16 protein-coding genes are annotated in these 18,578 nt (G+C 54.2%); 6 read left to right on the forward strand and 10 right to left on the reverse strand.

Translation table 11 applies throughout. The features are described from left to right. Both K0H81_RS04505 and K0H81_RS04510 read right to left on the reverse strand, forming a co-directional pair. Window positions 1-177 carry a hypothetical protein gene (locus K0H81_RS04505; RefSeq protein WP_186300604.1) on the reverse strand — a complete coding sequence of 59 codons (177 nt, stop codon included), beginning with the start codon at window positions 175-177 and terminating at the stop codon, window positions 1-3. Between the two features lie 551 nt (window positions 178-728). Next, window positions 729-1,658 (reverse strand): LysR family transcriptional regulator, encoded by a 930-nt coding sequence (locus K0H81_RS04510; protein ID WP_220060054.1) that lies wholly within the window; start codon window positions 1,656-1,658, stop codon window positions 729-731. Between the two features lie 110 nt (window positions 1,659-1,768). On the opposite strand from K0H81_RS04510, the gene K0H81_RS04515 reads away from it, so the two are divergent. From K0H81_RS04515 to K0H81_RS04525, 3 genes are all read left to right on the forward strand, one after another. Continuing rightward, window positions 1,769-2,884 (forward strand): NADH:flavin oxidoreductase, encoded by a 1,116-nt coding sequence (locus tag K0H81_RS04515; RefSeq protein WP_220060055.1) that lies wholly within the window; start codon window positions 1,769-1,771, stop codon window positions 2,882-2,884. A 48-nt stretch (window positions 2,885-2,932) separates the two neighbouring features. Next, window positions 2,933-3,517, forward strand: a complete 585-nt coding sequence (locus K0H81_RS04520) for a LysE family translocator (protein ID WP_258406385.1) — start codon at window positions 2,933-2,935, stop codon at window positions 3,515-3,517. A 102-nt stretch (window positions 3,518-3,619) separates the two neighbouring features. Further along, window positions 3,620-4,513, forward strand: a complete 894-nt coding sequence (locus tag K0H81_RS04525; protein ID WP_220060057.1) for a mechanosensitive ion channel family protein — start codon at window positions 3,620-3,622, stop codon at window positions 4,511-4,513. A gap of 6 nt (window positions 4,514-4,519) precedes the next feature. On the opposite strand, the gene mgtE is transcribed toward K0H81_RS04525, so the two are convergent. From mgtE to ppiC, 4 genes are all read right to left on the reverse strand, one after another. After that, entirely contained in the window at window positions 4,520-5,875 is a 1,356-nt protein-coding gene (gene mgtE, locus K0H81_RS04530) for a magnesium transporter (RefSeq protein WP_220060058.1), read from the reverse strand. Window positions 5,876-6,162: 287 nt separating this feature from the next. Continuing rightward, complete coding sequence (locus K0H81_RS04535) at window positions 6,163-6,906, reverse strand: DUF4344 domain-containing metallopeptidase (protein WP_220060059.1); 744 nt, start codon at window positions 6,904-6,906, stop codon at window positions 6,163-6,165. Window positions 6,907-7,026: 120 nt separating this feature from the next. After that, complete coding sequence (locus tag K0H81_RS04540; protein WP_220060060.1) at window positions 7,027-7,704, reverse strand: HNH endonuclease; 678 nt, start codon at window positions 7,702-7,704, stop codon at window positions 7,027-7,029. A gap of 504 nt (window positions 7,705-8,208) precedes the next feature. After that, window positions 8,209-8,487: a peptidylprolyl isomerase PpiC gene (ppiC, locus tag K0H81_RS04545; protein ID WP_011866805.1), complete on the reverse strand. Its 279-nt coding sequence runs from the start codon at window positions 8,485-8,487 to the stop codon at window positions 8,209-8,211. 212 nt (window positions 8,488-8,699) lie between these two features. Here ppiC and K0H81_RS04550 point away from each other — a divergent pair, with 212 nt between their 5' ends. Beyond that, entirely contained in the window at window positions 8,700-9,593 is an 894-nt protein-coding gene (locus K0H81_RS04550) for a LysR family transcriptional regulator (protein ID WP_011866804.1), read from the forward strand. Between the two features lie 280 nt (window positions 9,594-9,873). On the opposite strand, the gene K0H81_RS04555 is transcribed toward K0H81_RS04550, so the two are convergent. The 3 genes from K0H81_RS04555 to K0H81_RS04565 are packed head-to-tail and all read right to left on the reverse strand — an operon-like array spanning window position 9,874 to window position 12,587. After that, complete coding sequence (locus K0H81_RS04555; RefSeq protein WP_220060061.1) at window positions 9,874-10,443, reverse strand: LutC/YkgG family protein; 570 nt, start codon at window positions 10,441-10,443, stop codon at window positions 9,874-9,876. A gap of 1 nt (window position 10,444) precedes the next feature. Then, window positions 10,445-11,833, reverse strand: a complete 1,389-nt coding sequence (locus K0H81_RS04560; protein ID WP_220060062.1) for a lactate utilization protein B — start codon at window positions 11,831-11,833, stop codon at window positions 10,445-10,447. 10 nt (window positions 11,834-11,843) lie between these two features. Next, a complete protein-coding gene (locus K0H81_RS04565; protein ID WP_011866801.1) occupies window positions 11,844-12,587 on the reverse strand; it encodes a (Fe-S)-binding protein in 744 nt (247 codons plus the stop codon). A gap of 448 nt (window positions 12,588-13,035) precedes the next feature. On the opposite strand from K0H81_RS04565, the gene K0H81_RS04570 reads away from it, so the two are divergent. Continuing rightward, a complete protein-coding gene (locus K0H81_RS04570) occupies window positions 13,036-15,270 on the forward strand; it encodes an acyl-CoA dehydrogenase (RefSeq protein ID WP_220060063.1) in 2,235 nt (744 codons plus the stop codon). A 225-nt stretch (window positions 15,271-15,495) separates the two neighbouring features. Continuing rightward, on the forward strand, window positions 15,496-16,278 hold the full coding sequence (locus tag K0H81_RS04575) for a CLCA_X family protein (protein WP_220060064.1): 783 nt from the start codon (window positions 15,496-15,498) through the stop codon (window positions 16,276-16,278). A 2-nt stretch (window positions 16,279-16,280) separates the two neighbouring features. On the opposite strand, the gene K0H81_RS04580 is transcribed toward K0H81_RS04575, so the two are convergent. Further along, entirely contained in the window at window positions 16,281-18,458 is a 2,178-nt protein-coding gene (locus tag K0H81_RS04580) for a cation:dicarboxylate symporter family transporter (protein ID WP_220060065.1), read from the reverse strand. Window positions 18,459-18,578: the final 120 nt, after the last annotated feature.

Raw genomic sequence — 18,578 nt, forward strand, 5'->3', positions numbered from 1 at the left:
TTAGTGGCCTCCTAACGCTTTGTTATTTTGAATCCCACCGGGTTTCAACATGACAAAAAGATAGGTACTTAAGATGGCGAAAAGACAGGTGAGTTGCATGGCGTAAGTGGCCTTGCGGCGGGCGGTTTGCCACACCTGTGAGATGAGATTTTCTTCCGTTGCATTGTCTGACGACATAGTGCCCTCCCGAGCGAAGTGAGTGTTTCTTATGAAAAATTAATTACACAACTAATAGTTAGTACTCGAACTATATTAACACTCAATCGATCTGTTTTTCCACCCTGAATCCAGAGATAATGCTTAGTCGTACCTTCATCTAATCCTCTGTAGCCCTTGCGGTTACTGAAGTTGAGGCGTGATAAGTGGACACCGAAATAAAAATATGAAGCGGCAATACACCTAGTGCTGTTATGGGATTAGTCTTACCTTTGTGTGAAAAACAACCAACAATCAATTATCAGCAGCTTGGCTGGAGCTGTGGTTTGGGACAAATCATGTCCATAGTCTCGTTGGTCATGTTGATGACTCAATGACGGCTGAGCGAATGGTTAGCACTTACCCTGTAGTGCCTGGGTTGTTGTCCATGACTGAGGCCGATTGTGTATGCTTCTTGCGCGCTGTCGACCCTTATATAGCTAAGGGAAGTTTAGGCTGACAGAGTTTAACTATGGGGAGTAGTTTAATTAGCTCTGTAACTATTTTGCCATCTTGATTTCTAGGGATTCTCTCTAATCGACTTTAGGCTGTGCGTGGGGAAGCTCGGCGATCACGAAGTCGATAAACAGGTTGATCAGCGCCGAGTCTTTTCGCCTATGGCTGTAGAGGGCGTAGAAGTTGGCTGACGCAAGTTGGTAGTCGGGCAGTATGGTCACCAAATCGCCCCGCCGCAGGTCGGCATCGATCAGATATTTAGGCAGTACGGCGATGCCTAATCCAGCCTTGACCGCCTGGTAGATGGCGCTCTTATTGTTAAAAGTGAGTTCGCCGTCCAGTCGCTGTTCAATACTCTGCATGGCACTATGGTTAGTGCGTAGCAGCTTGATGCGATCGAATACCTTGTCTCTGCTGCTGAGGAGGATCATCTTGTGTTCAGCCAGCGCCTCAGGGGTCGGCGGGGCGGCATGTCGACTCAGATAGTCTTGGCTGGCGCAAAGTATAGATTCATCTTTTGCGATCAGCCGCGCCAGGTAAGGCTCTGTGGTGATCTGTGTGCTGCGAAAGGCGATGTGTAGCTTGTCTCTGTGAAGGTCGCTGTGTTCGTTGGAGAAGCTGGCCTTGATGCGCACATCGGGATGATGACGCTTGAAGGCCAAGATGATGGGGGTCAGTATGCGTTCGCCCCAGAGCTTGGGGGCGGTCAGGCGCAGCTCGCCGCCAAGCTGGGTCTTTTGGTGACTCAGGTTGTCGAGCAGTTCGTCGTTGAGCTCGAGGATCTCCTGGGACTTGCGATAGAAGAGTTCGCCGGCGTCCGTGGTGGTTACATGGCGGGTACTGCGCTGCAACAGTCGGGTATCGAGCAGGCTTTCCAGGTATTGAATATCCTTAGAGGCCTTGCTCGGGGTGATCGACAGCTGTGCGGCCGCGGCAGCAAAGGATCCGCGGTGGACAATGGCGGCAAATAGTTTCATCAGGTAGATGGTATCTAGCTTACTCTTCACAGTTATTATTTCCTATTGGGAAATTTACTCTTGCTAATTTACCTGATTATATCGCCACAAGGAGTGGTGTACAGTAGGCGCCATGAGTTTAATGGTGTGGAATATCTACTATGGTGACGACAAGCTTTACCCATCCCCAGCTGTTTTGCCGCGCAGGTAAGAGCGCGAAAAACAAGACGGTTCTGGCCCCACTGACCCACAACATGAGCGAAGATAATGGCGATCTCAGCAGCGACGAGATGGCCTGGCTTAGCCTGTGTGCCCGGGGCGGGTTCGGCACCCTGATCTTGGCCGCCACCCAGGTTCAGACCGGCGGGCGCTGCTGGCAGGGGCAGCCCGGTCTGATGAGCGATTATCAGCAGGGACAGTTTGCCAAGGTGGCCGAGATGGCCAGGGGACATGAGGTGCTGACCCTAGTGCAGTTGCATCACGGTGGCGTACGCGCCTCGGTGGAGTTAAATAGCCGTGCACCAATGGGGCCCTCTGCCATCCCACCGGGTGGACGCTATCCGCTCGGGGTACAGGAGATGAGCGGCGAACAGATCGCCGAGCTAAAGGAGGCCTTCGTTCATTCGGCGCAGCGGGCCTTTGAGGCGGGATTGGATGGCATAGAACTCCACGGCGCCCACAATTTTCTGCTGTGTAATTTTCTCAATCCGACCCTCAACCAGCGTAGCGACGAATGGGGCGGCAGCGTCTATAAGCGTACCAAGTTACTGCGCGACATCATCGCAGAGATCCGCCGTCGTCTGCCCCGTAACTTTATCGTCGGCGTTCGTCTGTCACCGGAAAGCTATGCCAATGTGCGTGGCATAGCGCTGAGCCATCAGATGGAGGTTGCCAATATCCTTGCCGAGCAAGATATCGACTATCTGCACTTCTCCATGGGGGACAGCTTTAAGGCGCCGGATGAAGGCGAGGGGAGTTTCCTGCTGGCGAATATTCGTGAAGGCTTTATCGGTGATATTCCTTTGATGGTAGCGGGCAAGATTGTCGATGGCCTCAGTGCCCAACAGGCGTTGCATCTGGGGGCCGACATGGTTGCCGTGGGCAGTGCGGCTTTGGGTAATCCCGACTGGTTCAACCGGGTGTCGACCCGCACTAAGTTGATTAACCCGCCCTTTAGTCGAAAGCGGCTGAGTCTCAATGGCTTCAACGCTAAGGGACTTGAATATCTGCTCTCAGTGCACGGGCTGGTTGCGACGCCAGACGACATTCAGGCTTAACTCAGGATAGGGAGAGACTCTGTGGATTTCTCATGGTTACTGGTTTTTATGTTGACCTTCTTTCTGATGTCGGTTTCACCTGGGATCTGCATGATGCTGGCAATGACGCTCGGAGCTAACATAGGCGTGCGTCGAACCCTGTGGATGATGCTCGGCGTGTTGGTGGGCATCGCGTCGATCGCCACCTTGGCGCTTGTCGGTATCAGCAACTTGCTTAGCCGTCATGAATGGTTGCTGCTGATGGTGAAATACCTTGGGGCAGCCTATCTCATCTATCTCGGGGTGAAGAGTTGGCGCTCGCCTTATAGTGCCATTAAGGTGGAGAGTGCGTCGCAATCATCGCCGGGGGCACTGGCATTGAGTGGCTTCTCCGCCGCGATCTCTAATCCTAAGGCTTGGGCCTTTCTGATGACGCTGCTGCCACCCTTTATTCGTCCCGAGCAGCCTTTGATGACCCAGACGCTAGTCTTGCTGACGCTGGTGGTGGTCATAGAGTTTGCCTGTTTGCTGCTCTATGCCTATGGTGGTCGACGGCTCTCGAGCTTCCTTCGGCAGCGCGGCAGGGGCCAGTGGCTCAATCGTCTCTCGGGTGCCATGCTCTTTCTGGTAGCCGTGCTTTGGCTCAGTATTTAACTTAGAGAGCTGCACTGCCCAAGTGATTGACCACGATGGCTAAATCACGCTTTTCGCTCCGGCTGTTATACTCAATGAACGGCGCAAAGTGAGGGGCGGGGCATGAGCTGGCAGGATATTAAAGAGATCTTATCATTCGTTCTCTTCACCTACGGAGACTCGGCGATCACCGTGTCTCAGGTGTTACAGGTGCCGCTGCTTTTGCTGCTGGCTTGGCTTATCGTGACTCGCATTGGCAAGCTGATCCGCCGCGCCCTGTTGGCCCGTAAGGTCGCCCCGGATGCGGTGCATCTCTTCTCCCGTATCTATCTCATCCTGGCGATCGCCATCATCCTGGTGACCAGCCTGGAGATCCTCAATATTCCCATTAAGGCCTTCGCCTTCGTCTCGGGCGCCGTGGCAATCGGTGTCGGTTTCGGCGCGCAGAACATCATCAACAACTTCATCAGCGGCTGGATTTTGATGTGGGAGCGGCCGATCCGCATCGGCGATTTTCTGGAGATAGGCGAGACCAAGGGGGTGGTGGAGAGCATTAATACCCGTTCGACTCTGATCCGCCGCAACGACGGAGTGCATATGCTGGTGCCCAACAGCCAGCTGCTGGAAAATACCGTCACCAACTGGACCCTGATAGACAACATCGCCCGTTCGACCGTGAGGGTGGGGGTTGCCTATGGGTCGGATGTAGAGCGGGTGGCGGATATCATCAAACAGACCCTGGATGAGCATGAGGAGATCTTAACTACGCCGTCTCCGGTCGCCATCTTCGAAGACTTTGGTGATAACGCACTCATCTTCGATGGCATCTTCTGGGTGTGTGCCAACACAGAGGCGGACATTCGCCGGATCCGCAGCGACATCCGTTTTCGCATCTACAAGCTGTTTACCCAGGCCGGCATAGTGATCGCCTTTCCTCAGCGGGATCTACATCTGGATGGCGAGCTTAAGATAGTCAAGGCCCAGCGAGGCAACTCTGAGGATAAAGCCGCTGAATAGTCAGCGTTAAAGCATGAACAGGGTCGCCAATCCTAAGAAGGCGAAGAAGCCCACCACATCTGTGACTGTGGTCAGCACCACGCCGCCCGCCAGCGCCGGATCTATCCCTATCTTCTTCAGCAGCACAGGGATGCTGGCGCCCGCCAACACGCCGGTGATCAGCACTATCACCATGGCGAGACCAAACACCAGCCCCAGCTGCCAGTCGCCAAACCACTTGAGGGCGATGAAGGCGACCAAGGATGCCCACAGCAGGGCATTGAGCGCGCCGATACCAAACTCGTGGCCAATCAACTTGATGATGTTATTACGATTGATCTGATCCAGTGCCAGGCCTCGGGTCACCATGGTGAGGGTCTGGCTGCCGGCGACGCCGCCCATGCTGGCCACCACGGGCATGAGCACGGCGAGGGCAACCACCTTCTCGATAGCCGCCTCGAACAGGCCGATCACCCAGGCCGCCAGAAAGGCTGTGAGCAGGTTGATGCCGAGCCAGAGTGCCCGGCGGCTGGCGCTGCGTACTATGGGGGCAAACAGGTCTGGGTGATTGTTCAGACCCGCCTGGGAATAGAGGGCCTTGTCGGCTTCATCCTGGATCACGTCGATCACATCATCCACTGTGATGCGGCCAATCAACTTGTGCTCACCGTCCACCACGGGGGCCGACAGCAGATCTTTGTCTTTAAAGACTTGTGCTACCTTGCTGGCGGACATCTCAGGGGTAAAGCTGGTGATCTCAGTGGACATCAGCTCGCTTAAGCTAGTGTCCATCTCGCTGGAAACCAGCAGACTCAGGGGGATGATGCCGACCAGGGTGTTGTTTCTGTCAACCACCATAAGGCTGTCCAAATGTTCTGGCAGCTGGCCTTCGCGCTGACGCAGGCGGCGCAGATAGCGCAGCGCGGCTTTTATTGAGACATCGGCGCGCAGGGCGCTGATATCCACATCCATCAGGCCGCCGGCGCTCTGGTCGGGGTAGTCTCTGACTAGCTCGTATCTCTGTCTGCGCTGGGAGTCCATCGCCTGCACCATGGCCGAGACCACTGGCATGGGTAGGTCGGCGTCGATATCTGCCAGCTCATCCATCTGCATCTGGCTAAGACCGGCGATCAGCTTGGCTTCATCCGTATGTTGAATGAGCGCCCGGCGCTGGGGCTGTGGCAGGGCCAGGAGCACCTTGGCGCAGCGCTTGGGGCCAACCTGGGCCCAGACGCTTAGTCTCTCCTTAGGTGGCAGGGACTCCAGCAGCCTGGCGATTTCGGCGCTGGCTATATCGGCTAAGATGGTCGCAATGGCGGTGTTATCGCCTGTGAGTAGGGCGGCATCTATCTTGTCTGCAAGCTGCTGAAATTTGTCGGTCATTCGATTTCCTTTACTGCCTGGGTTGCACGACTCGGCCTGTCCGTTGTGAGCTGGACTCTTATCTTTCAAGTGACGGAAGGAATAAGCCAAGCTTAGTATACGCTAACCAATTTAGAGCCTTAGTGATAGCTTTGCTTCTTAAGCTGTTAGCTAAAGTGCTTAGCCGATGATGTAAGATAGGGGAGCTGGCAAGTTGGATAATTTATATACTCCATCCCTTAAAGCGCCGACAGCTCACCCGACCAGGTGCGTTTTGCCTAGGTGATGTTTAGGGGCGCTCACCACCTCTACTGGCTGAGCTTTTCCGTTTCGTTGGCCTTGATGTAAGGCTCCAGTATTGACAGCCAGCTGCGTGAAATGGCGGCGTATTCTTCGATGCATAGCTCGGCCCTCTCTTCCCCTAGTAGCCCCTCTTTAACTATGGTTGCGTACTTGTCGGGGGCGCTGCCGTAGACGTGACATAGGGTCGTAAAGTAGCGTTGATCGTCCAGGCTGTGCTCGTCCCAAAAGTTTTCATCTTCAAGCACTTCTCTGTCGTCACTCTCGATATCAAACAGATCCGCGGCGCTTAACGCAATCTCCTGACCATCATCGAAAAACTCGACGAGTAGCGTTGTGGCGAGGGCGTCGGCGGCATCTTCCTCTTTTCCGAGAACAGGCAGCTGATACATGTCGATGAGGGCGTGGGCAAACTCGTGAAACAGGGTGTGCAACAAGGCATCATCCGTCGCCTGCTCAGGCGTCACGCCAGTCTTATCATAGTTAGCCCGCTTGAATCTGTGCCTGACCTCGTCAACGAATGCATAGGGGAGCATTATGCTGCCGCTCTCGCCATCAAACAGCGGGCCATCATCACCGCCGAAGGCAACCACAAGGGGCTCTGCGAGTTTGAAGTGGTCATTGATAAAGCTAGCGCCCGAGTCTATGACACTCGATGCGATAAGCTCCTCTCTCACCGCCTGCTCTGCCGCATCGCCAGGATTACCATACTCGAGACGCACACCAACCTCAGCACTGGCCGATGAAGCCATTAGGATCACCCCCGCAACAGCAAACGATATAGACTTTACGATACTCAATATTTTTCCTTACTCGGCAATACGCCAGGATCTGGGGGCTGGAGGCGCGAACTTGATTGACTTGTAATACCTTTACTCTTGTACAAGTCTCGATAGTTTTTTATACATTGATTTTTTTAATTCAGATCTATTCATTCCGTAGTGAATTTCTCTGTGGCAGTTTGGGCATAAAGCAACTGCATTGGTTATGGTATCCGAGCCACCGTCAGCCAAACGGCGAAGGTGATGAATCTCAATGAAAGGCTCGCCATCAGCAGTTGTGAAGGGCGCTTCAGAGCCACAGCATTCACATTTTCCTGATGCCTCTACAAGAATCCAGGCTTTAACTTTTGGGTCTCTATCGAAACTTGTTACTTGCGTATGTGTTTTTCTCGGTTCTTTGACGCCATCTGGTTTGGAAAGGTTTTCCTTTGATTTATATGATATGACTTGAGCTTCAAACTCGACCACTTCGGGGAGGTTTTGTCCTTCAATTTCAGATATTAGGCTTTCGATTTCTGCCGCATTTTTTGAACCAATATTTTTCGCGGGTTTTAGACCGGAAATCCATTCTCGTCCCATAAGTGAGTAGACATAAGAGATATTCTGCATTCGAAATTCAAATGATTTTTCGGTACGCCCAAAACGACTAGCTAGTTCTGAATAGATGTGCTTTTTAACGAAATGAATGCCATTAGCTTCGTCAGAACGCATCTGAATATATGCTTCCACTGCGGCTTTTAGTTCTTCTCTTGTCCATTGAGCGCTCAATGCTGTTTCCTTTCAATATGTTATAGAGTTAATCCGAACTCCCCATAGAGTCCAACCAAGAACTGTTAGATTTATTTTAGTCAGGACAGATAACTCAATATGTGACAATAACTTAGCATTGAGCTTTTCAAGATAACAACTGTTAGGTGCGCAGATGAAGTGAAACTTCACATATCTAGAATGATTTTGGCTTTAATTTACCTGATTCGACCATCAAATATGGCCTAATCGAAGAGATGATTGATATCGAGTGTAGATACGCCGGTGAGCTTCCGAAACAGGGATGTTTCGGTAGAGACTATAGGGATATATTCACGGCGTCTCACAGGCGTATCTGCACACCCACCCGCCGGGCAGGCGATAGGTTACAGAGAAAGTAAGAATTTCAAATAGGTATATAAGTCCATTAGGACGCTTGTTTTACACCGAAGAAGCAAGGTTTAAATCGGTTAGCGGAGAGGGTTAACAATCACCCCCATTGAACACATAGAATAAACCTTAGTATCAGGTCCGATACAACACCTTCACTACATGCCAGCCGAATTTGGTCTTCACCAGATGGGGGGTGATCAACTCGCCGCTGAAACAGACCTTGTCGAAGGCGGGCACCATCTGACCTTTTTTAAATTCCCCCAGGCTGCCGCCTTTCTTACCCGATGGGCAGGTGGAGTGCTTCTTGGCGAGCTGGTCGAACTTAGCGCCCTTGTTAAGCTTTTCGATGATCTCTTCGGCGAGTTCTTTATGTTTGACCAAAATGTGTAATGCGGCGGCGGTTCTAGCCATCTTAATGCTCTCTCGATTGGCGGGAATTAATCATTGCCGATGATTATAACTCAGCTTGCGGGCGAGATTCACGGGGCACTTACCGTAAAAGAGGAGAATTTATTGCACTTTTCTTGATACGGCTCAGTGTTGCCTAAGGCTTTTCTACTGCGCTATGTGCGCGGTTTTGTTATAATTCCTATCCATTTCTAATCGCTTTTTTCGAGGCTTTGATGGCGCGTAGCGTAGGCACAGAACTTGAGCTTATCCATCTTTTTGTGCATCTGGTGAATACCGGCGGTTTTTCTCAGGTGGCCAAAGAGCTGGGTATGCCTGTGGCGACCGTTAGCCGTAAGGTGACTAAGCTGGAAAGCCTGCTTGATACTCAGCTGATCATGCGCAGCACCCGTAAGCTGAGGTTAACCGAGGAGGGCAGCGAGCTCTTTGGCCGCTATCAGAATGTGGTGGCCCAGTTTGACCGCTGTAGCGAGCCCAGAGTCGAGAAGGCCGAAGGTACACTGCGCATCGCGGCGCCAGTCTCGATCATCTCGATGATCTTCATCGGGGTGCTAAACGACTTCTCCAAGGCCTATCCGGACATTCAGCTGCATATCACCCAGAATAACTCCAGTATCGATCTGATTGACGAAGGGGTGGACGTGGCCATCGTCGGCGGCGCCCAGCCCGACTCCTCCTGGGTCTCTAAGTCTCTGGGGGTCTTGGATTATGGCCTGTTCGCCTCGCCGGGCTACCTTGCCTGCGCCGGCACGCCCCAACATCCGGATCAGCTGGTGGAGCACTCCTTGATCAAGGTGTGGCCCCTGTTTAACTGGTCGATGAAGCATGTCAGCGGCGAAGATTTCTATTACGAAGGCCCCGCCAAGTTGACCCTTGGGGATCTCAACGGTGCGGTGCGGGCCACGGTAGACGATGGCGGTATTCTTTACGGCCCAGAGCTGTTCGTGAAGGGTGAGCTTGCCTCGGGTGAGCTTCGCCGGGTGCTTCCCGACTGGCACGGCGAGCAGCGACGCATCTCCCTGCTGTACCATCAGCGCACCCATCAGCCCCTCAAGGTGAAGCTGTTTATCGAGTTTATGCAGGACAGAGCCAGCTGTCTGTTCCATTAGCGCCGCGCTGCTAACACCTTTGCTTAGCGTCAGTTTCGCTAGCCCCTTGTCGTTGGCACTGACGCCAGCCCAAGCAAACTTACTGATAGCCGCCTATCAAGATTTCGTCTGCATCGTCTCTGACGTTTGGCGACAAATTAAGACAACTAATATTTAAGAAATTCAGGCGAAAAAAAAGCCACCACAGTGATCGTGGTGGCCAGGCAGTTTGAGGCTGCTAAATAGGGTTGAAGCTTACGGTTTAAACTAAGCGCTTAAACGAATGTTTTAAGCTAGGCGCTTAAACCAGGTAGACATTCAGGCTGCAGGCGCCGTGGGCGCCCACGACCAAGGCCTGCTCGATGTCCGCCGTCTTGGATGGGCCGGCGATAAAGACGCCGAACTCTCCGCTTTCCAGACTAATCTGTTTAATCGCCTGATGCATGTTGGCAACCACCTTGTCGGCGCTCACTACCAAGAACAGGTTTTCACAGATGAAGGGAGTTACCCTGTGGCCCAGATGCTGGTTGTTGACCCAGATGGCACCATTTTCAGCCACGGCTAAGTCACCAGGGATCACCGCAAAGTCGATGTCTCTTAGCTCATGGGCGGTGTCCGGGGCGTTACGGTTGCCCGTGACACCTTCGACCTGAGAGATCACCTGCTTGCCTTCTTTGAGCAGCTCGTCGACCTTGGCTTGCAGGGCGGCCAAGCCACCCTCGCGGTGCAGGGTGCCGGCAACCGTGCCCAGGTTAGTTTCAAACTGACCAATCACATCATCCAGACGTGGGCTGACATTGATTGACGGCATAGCCTGAGGTGCAACCGCGACGCTTTTTAATGCATTGAGAATAGATTGCTTGCTCGACATTTTATTGACCTCTGTTTTTGTTAAACCAAGCTTCGAAGCTGGACTTAGGTGCGACCGGCAGCTCTCTGTATTTGCCCCAGGCGCCAGAGAATGGCTTGAGCAGCGAGCCCGGCAGGATACGCAGCGCGGTGCGGGCGACACTCATAGAGCAGTTGAGCATGGTTTCGCTGGCCATGAAGTTACCGACCAACGGCATATAGTTGCGCTTACCGTACGGCAGTTTGCCCGCCTTGGCCTTGAGGCGACGGTGGTGATGGATGATCTTATCCAGCGGCACCTTGGTCGGGCAGACATAACTACAGCTGCCGCATAGGGTACAGGCCCAAGGGATAGAGTGGGTATCGTCCGCCTGGGCACCCACGGCGATACCGATAGGGCCTGGAATGGTGTAGTTGTAGCTGAAACCACCTGAGCGACGATAAACAGGACAAGTGTTCAGGCAGCCACCGCAGCGGATACACTTGAGCGATTCCGCCAGGATCTTGTCTTGCAGCATGTCGGTGCGGCCATTGTCGACGATGATCACATGCATTTCGCCGCCAGTCTGTGGACCGCGGTAAAAGCTGCTGTAGGTCGTGACAGGCTGGCCTGTAGCGTTACGTGCCAGGGTACGCAGTAGCACGGCGGCGCTGTCGAGATCCGGCACTATCTTATCTATGCCCATGGAGTGCAGCTGCAGTTTAGGCAGGTTGGCGCCCATGTCGGCGTTACCTTCGTTGGTGCAGACCACCACGGCGCCTTTGTCGGCGATCGCCATGTTCACCCCTGTCATGGCCGCATCGGCCGACAGGAACTGCTCACGCAGGTGAGCACGGGCGGCGCGGGTGAGATAGAGAGGATCAGAAGCGCCTGCTTTTGTACCTAATTTGTCATGGAAGAGGTCGCCCACTTCCTCTTTTTTTAGGTGGATAGCCGGTACTACGATATGTGATGGTGGTTGCTTGGCCAGCTGGATGATGCGCTCACCCAGGTCGGTGTCGATCACCCCTATGCCCTTGCTCTCGAGGTAAGGGTTGAGGTGACACTCTTCGGTGAGCATAGACTTGGACTTAACCAGCTTTTTCACCTGATGCTTGGCCAGAATGCTATGGACTATCTGGTTGTGCTCGGCGCCATCTTTGGCCCAGTGCACGACGATACCGTTGGCCTGGCAGTTCTTCTCGAAGGTCTCCAAGTATTCGCCCAGATGGGTCAGGGTGTGGAGCTTCATTTCGGAGCCGAGCTGACGCAGCTGCTCCCATTCTGGCAGGCTGGCGGCGGCGCGATCGCGCTTCTCGCGTAGCATCCATAGGGCCTTAGAGTGCCAATCGACGCGAGCCTCATCTTGACAGAAGATGTCGGCCTTCTTCGCATGCACGCCTGAATTGATGGCTGTGGTTTGACTAGACATGAGCTACTCCTTACAGGGCTGCGTTGATGACTTCGGCAATATGACGGGTCGCGATCGGCAATAGCTGACGGCGGATCATGCCATCCAGGTGCAGCAGGCATGAGGGATCGAAACCTACCGCATAGGTGGCACCCGTGGCGGCGTGGGCCTGTGCCTTGTCTTTACCCATCTTGGCCGAAACGGCGCCCTCGTCGACGGCGAAGGTACCACCGAAGCCGCAGCATTCGTCGCGGCGATCAGGGTAGACGATTTCGATACCTGGGATACGGCTCAGTACGGCCTCGACCTTATTGGTGCGCGGGCCCATCTGCTCGCTCGGCGTCGCCAGGTCCAACATGCGGATGCCATGACAGCTTAGCTGCAGGCTGATCTTGAAGTTAAACGCCTTGTTGAAAGCAGGAATCGGTGCCACATCGTGGAGGAATTCGGTTAGCTCATAGAGCTTGTCGATCACCGCCTGGGCTTCCGGGCTGTCGTCAAACTCATGGAAGTTCTCCTTGGCGGCAACCAGGCAAGAGGCGGCCGGGCAGACGATGGCGTCACACTCGACGCCCTTGAAGGCGTTCAGCAGCTTAAGGGTGGTTTTCTTGGCTTCATCAAAACAGCCCGAGTTAGTCATGGGCTGGCCACAGCAGGTCTGGCCCTTGGGCAGTATGACCTGATGGCCGAGTTTTTCGAGGAGTTCGACGGTGGCGATGCCGACATGGGGCATCATCTGGTTCACCAGACAGGGAATAAATAGGGCTATCTTCATGAAGCACTCTCTTATTTTGATGGCTGCATGTGGGCGAATGCGCTGGCTTATTGTGCCGCTACAGGTGGCATAAGCTGGGTATTTGGCCCATATCGCAGGGTTATTTGTGATGATAATTTAAGCTTATATCCACATAATAAGTAGTGCTAATTTAGTAAATATATATGCTTATTTTTTCATTTTTGAAACAGGGTGATTTCGCTCACTCATTAATGAAAAATGTCTCTGATCTAGGTCAAAAAAGGCCTGATTCAAACAATTATATGAAACAGTTGTTTAAATTTTTTATTTGAGCGTACACTTGTAACCTTTTGAAAAGAATGAGCTTAATTTTTAGTTGTGTTTGTAACTGTAAAATAAAGCATTTTTTTGAGGTTAGAATATTTGATCTAATCCATTTTTTGTGACGTAATGCACACTAGGTTTTCTGGTCGGATGAGTCTGAAAGATGAGTATTAGAACAAAATTTAAAAAAGTACTGCCGAGTATTTCTACCACTGAACAAGAGGCGCTCGACGCCGGTGATGTATGGCTAGAGGGATCTATCTATCAGGGGATCCCAGATTTCGATGCCTTGCGTCAGGTTCCGGGGGCGACCCTGTCCGATGAGGAGCAGGCCTTCCTCGACGGCCCAGTGCAGACACTTATCGAGATGGTGGACGACTTTGCCATTCAAAACAGCCTGCATCTGCCAGATAACATACTTAATTTCCTAAAAGAGCATAAGTTCTTCTCGCTGATCATTCCTAAGGCCTTCGGCGGCCTGGAATTCAGCCCTTATGCCAATTCGACGATTGTGGCCACCATTGCCGCCAAGAGTTCGGCGGTGGCGGTGACCGTCATGGTGCCTAACTCTTTAGGTCCTGGCGAGCTGCTGATGCATTACGGTACTCAGGCCCAGCAAGATTTCTGGCTGCCGCGTCTGGCCAATGGCCAGGAGATCCCCTGTTTCGCACTAACCAGCCCAGAGGCGGGCTCGGACGCCGGTGGTATTCCCGATATCGGCACAGTGACCATGGGCGACTACCAGGGCGAGCAGGTGCTCGGCCTGTCTGTGACCTGGGACAAACGCTACATCACGTTAGCGCCTATCGCTACCGTGTTGGGCCTGGCCTTCAAGGTGGAAGATCCACAAGGCCTGCTGGGCGACAAGGAGCAGCTGGGGATCACCTGTGCGCTGATCCCTAAGTCGCATCCGGGTGTCGAGCTGGGCAACCGCCACGATCCTATGGGTTGTCGCTTCTATAACGGCACCACACGTGGTGAGAATGTATTTATCCCAATGGACTTCATCATAGGCGGTCAGCAAAATATCGGCCGTGGCTGGCAGATGCTGGTGGCCTGTCTCGGCGCTGGCCGCGGCATCTCGCTGCCGGCTCTTGGGGTCTCGGTAAGCCAGGCGTCATTCAAGTCGTCGGCTGAGTATGCCGCGGTGCGTGAGCAGTTTGGCCTGGCCATCGGCAAGTTTGAGGGGATCCAGGAGAAGCTGGCGGATATCGCCGGTAAGACCTATCTGCAAGAGGCGATGCGCGTACTGACCACCGAAGGCCTGGGCCTTGGGCTCAAGCCCTCAGTCGTAACGGCGATGGCCAAGTACCATATGACGGAGATTGGCCGCGACGTGCTGAACTCGGCCATGGATATTCAGGCCGGTAAGGCGATTCAGCGTGGTCCGCAGAATACCCTGGCCTCTGGCTATGTGGCGCAGCCTATCGCCATCACGGTGGAAGGGGCGAACATTCTGACCCGAAACCTGATGATCTTTGGTCAGGGCGTGATGCGCTGTCACCCTCATCTGCAAAGCATGGTTGAGGCGATTCACAGCGATGACAAAGATGCCGACAAGACCTTTAACCGTATCTTTAAGCAGACTGTGGGTTACAGCGTGGGCAACAGCCTGCGCGCCTTCCGCCTGGGTCTGCTGCCTTTTACCGCCGATGCCAAGTCAGAGCTGAGCGAGGTGGTGGAATATGAGAAGGCAGTGCACAAGCTGGCGTCGAAACTGGCCGTGTATGCCGATTTTTCTCTCTTGGTGCTTGGCGGCAAGCTCAAGCAGGCCGAGATGCTGTCGGCGCGTCTGGGGGATGTGATGAGCTACCTGTACGCGGCCATGGCCTCGATTCGCTACTACGAGCAGAAGGTGAGCAGCGAGCATCGTGCCCAGGCCAAGCCTTACTTCGAGTACGCCACCCGTTGGGCACTGGTTAACGCCGAAAATGCCCTGTTGAGCTTCCTGGATAACTTCCCATCTGCAGCGACACGTCAGCTGATGAAGCTGATCACTGTGACCTACTCGCCTAAGATGAAGAAGATCAACGACGACCTGATCCGCGAACTGGCCCATGAGGCGCAGCTCAACACCCAGATCAAGCGTCAGCTGACCCATCTGGTGAAGCCGGTACCGGGGGATGGCAACGACATCAACCAGCAGGCTTATCTGGCGAAGATCGCCTGTCTGCCGCTGCTGGCCAAGGTGAAGAAGGGGCTGAAGCAGGGGTACTTCAAGTCTGGGGTGAGATTCGCCCAGACGCTGGACCGCGCCCGCGAAGCCAAGATCATCACAGAGGGCGAGCACAAGCAGCTGCTGGACTATAACCTCAAGCGTGAGCGCGCCATTCGTGTCGATGAGTTCGACTTCGACATGCAACTGATCAGCGACAAGGCGGCGCTGAAGATAGCCTAGCCTAATGGTTTAAGTCTGATCTGCTTCGTATCAGCAGAAATGCCAAGAGCCGCCCTAGGGCGGCTTTTTTGTGTGCCGATGTTGCGACTATCTTCGTCGCTGCTGGCGCGATTATCGAGGGCCATAACCAGCACTTGAAAGTGTGCCACACCTCCTTTATCGCCGAGATCATCTGCAGATAGAAAATAGGGTATGATGGCTGCGGGCAATTTTATGGGCAGGCGAGTGCTAAAACGAAACCAGTATCGACGTGAGGGGCCAGACTATCGCTGCGGCGAGCAGGCGAGCTTTCACGACATCAAGGAGGTGTTTGGCCTCAATCATATTCGCCTGGGCAGCTGGGTGGAGGAGGAAGAGAAGCATAAGGCGGCCAACCTTATCTTCGACGCCTTTGCCGATCTCGCCTTCATGTTAAAGCTGCCGCCCAAGGCCATGGGGCTGAGACAGACGCTGAACCTGGCCTTCGGGACAGGTGGGCAGATGGGCGTGCAGGCCCACTATATGCCTGCTCAGAGAGAATTAGCCCTGGCAAAAAATGCCGGTGCCGGCGCCCTGGCACACGAGTTCTGGCACGCCTTCGATCACTATATCGCCACCAAGGCCTTCGAGATCCCATCGACGGGCATCGCCTTTGCCAGTCACTGCTGGCTGGCCGAACACACGCCAGTTGTTCATCCCCTTAACGATCGCCTGATGCAGCTATTTGCCTGCGTCTTGCTGAGCGGCGATGGCCAGGACAGCCACGAGTATGTGCGCCGCGCCGTTGCGCTCGACAGGCAGCAGGGGAGGCAATACTTTTCCAAACCCACAGAGATGATGGCTAGGGCCTTCGAGGCCTGTATCGAGTCCCATCCCGAGATCCGCAATCCCTACCTGGTCAACGAGACCCTGGACTCGCCGCTGGCCAAGGCAGGTGGATACCCTAGCCTAGACCATAGAGAGAGCATCTATCGACAGCTACTGGCCTATTTCGGCCCCTTGGGTGATGCCTTGGGGCGCGAGGGATAGCCTTAATCTACCCAGTGCAGCACGTCGCGTATGATGGACCACCTGGGTTTAGGCTCGCTGGCGCCTTGGCCTAGCATCCAGTAGTTGTAGAGCCGCTCTTGGTGGCCATCCACCTTGCGCAGCTTCTGCCAGTTGTTGACATAGTTGAGCAGCGACTGGTTGTCCTGGGCGACCGCGTAGGCGATAGGGTACTTCGCCTTGTACTCCAGCGGCGCTATGCCATAGCCGGGGAAGAAGAGGGTCCAGGCGGAGCCCGCCTCGGCGCTGATCACCACGGCATCATACTTGTCGCCCTTCTGACGGAAGAAGTCCTTGTAGCCCTTAATCTTGACGAACTTAAGGTTGGGGTAGAAGGCCTTGGCATCTTCTATGATGTCGCTGTGCTCCACGTAGGCTATGGTGGTATCTTGCATCGCCTTTATCGACTGGTTGCGCTTGAAGCTGTTGACCTTATGGTCTTTGGTAGCGATGGCGAGGTTGAGTAGCAGCACTGGCTCCACATAGCTCAGCTTATCCATCTGCTCGATATCCATCGCCAGGCCCGACATGGCGATATCGAAGAAGCCCGCGTCGAGGGAGGCGGCCAGCTTGTCCTTCTCGAAGGGGATGAACTCGACCTTGACCCCAAGATCGTCCGCCAGACGATTGGCCATGGCGCTGTCGAAGCCCACCAGTTGTCCGGCGTTGTTGTAGTAGCTAAAGGGCACATTGCTGGGGATATAACCGACCCTCAGCAGGCCGCGTGCGCGGATGGCGTTGACATCGGCGATAGGGCGACTGGCGCTCTGACCCAACACCGGATATTGCTTGCTTACCTTGGTCGGCACCTTGTCGGCCACCTGCATGTTGGCGATAATGCCGCTGGTTACCTCTGGGCTATGAATAAACAGCCCCATGCCGACGCGGCAGACGATGAGGGTGAGCACCACGCTGGCCCCCACGCCTATGGCCATCTTGAGCAGTTGCGGCGGCCTGAGTCTTAGACGCTTCTCAAATAGCGCCACCGTCAACAGTGTCAGGGCAAACAGGTTCATCACGGCGGTGATGGAGTTAAACTTGCCCGTGATGAAGCCTGACATCACAAACAGCTGGAACAGATCCTTTGGCAGATGCACCAGGTCCAGCATGAAGGGGATCGCCACATAGACGCTGCCAAACAGCGACAAGACGCCGCTGATGGAGAGCGATGGCAGGGCGCTGAGCTCTATCGGGGTGCCGTTAAACCAACCGGCGAAGAGCACGAAGAGGATCACCGTCAGCTTGCCTATGTTGGGGAAGGTGAAGGCGATGGGCACCAAGATCTCCACCAAGGTTTCGGCATCGTCGCTCAGGCTCTGATGCTCGCGCATGATCTGCTTACACTCCTCGACGATCACCGGGATGACGATGAAGATGTTGCCAGTGGCAAAGGCGGTAACCAGGCTGGACTTGCTGATCCTTAGCGCCTGGGCGAAGGTGACCGGCGTCAGGGAGGCGACTATCCAGGGCAGTACCCAGAAGGTGAGCAGCAGGCAGAGGACGAAGTAGCTGATGAGATAGACCTGCATGCTGGCAAACTCATCCACCCCCATGGTGCCAGCGGCCGAGGCCGACATGGCGAAGATCCCTATAGGCAGTACTTTCACCAGCGCCTGGGTGATCTTGGAGAAGATCTCGCTGCAGGTGTGCATGAAGTTAATGATCAGCTGCTTGTTATCGCCCTCCATGCCAATCAGTGCCAGCCCCATGGCGATGGCGAAGATCACCATGGCGGGCACATAACCCTCAGCCATCGACTGGAAGGGGTTGGAGGGAATATAGAGCTTAAAGTAGTCGATGGCCGCGGCGGGCTCGATGGAGCTGGTACTGAAAAAGGAGGCGGTCTCGACAAAGGGAAAGGAGAGTGGCATCAGGGCGACCAGTAGCAGGCCAACAGCCCAGAGTAGTAGCATGATGACGCCGGCGCGGCTGAAGATCAGGCTGGCGGTGGCGCGCTTGAGTTTACCTATGCCCCCCACCAAGGAGACCAGAATATAGGGCAATACCGTCATCTGCATCAAGAGGATCACGCTGGTGCCTATGCTGCTCATCCAGCCGACGGACTCTCCGAAAAAGAGCCCCACCGCAAAACCGACAAACATGGCAACGAGCATCTGGGTTGAGCTGGTCATGGCGAGCAGTTTCTTTAGCACGAGAGTCATTCCCTTTTTACGTATGCTGAGTTTCCGACTGCCTGATTATAAAAGGGGCCGCGGCTTGGCAAAAGGCTTTCATCTCAATCTGTTGCGCAGCAGCACAATTAATATCTGGGCAGATAGTGG

Origin of the sequence: Shewanella halotolerans, from assembly GCF_019457535.1 — a bacterium.
GTDB classification, from domain to species: Bacteria; Pseudomonadota; Gammaproteobacteria; order Enterobacterales; family Shewanellaceae; genus Shewanella; species Shewanella halotolerans.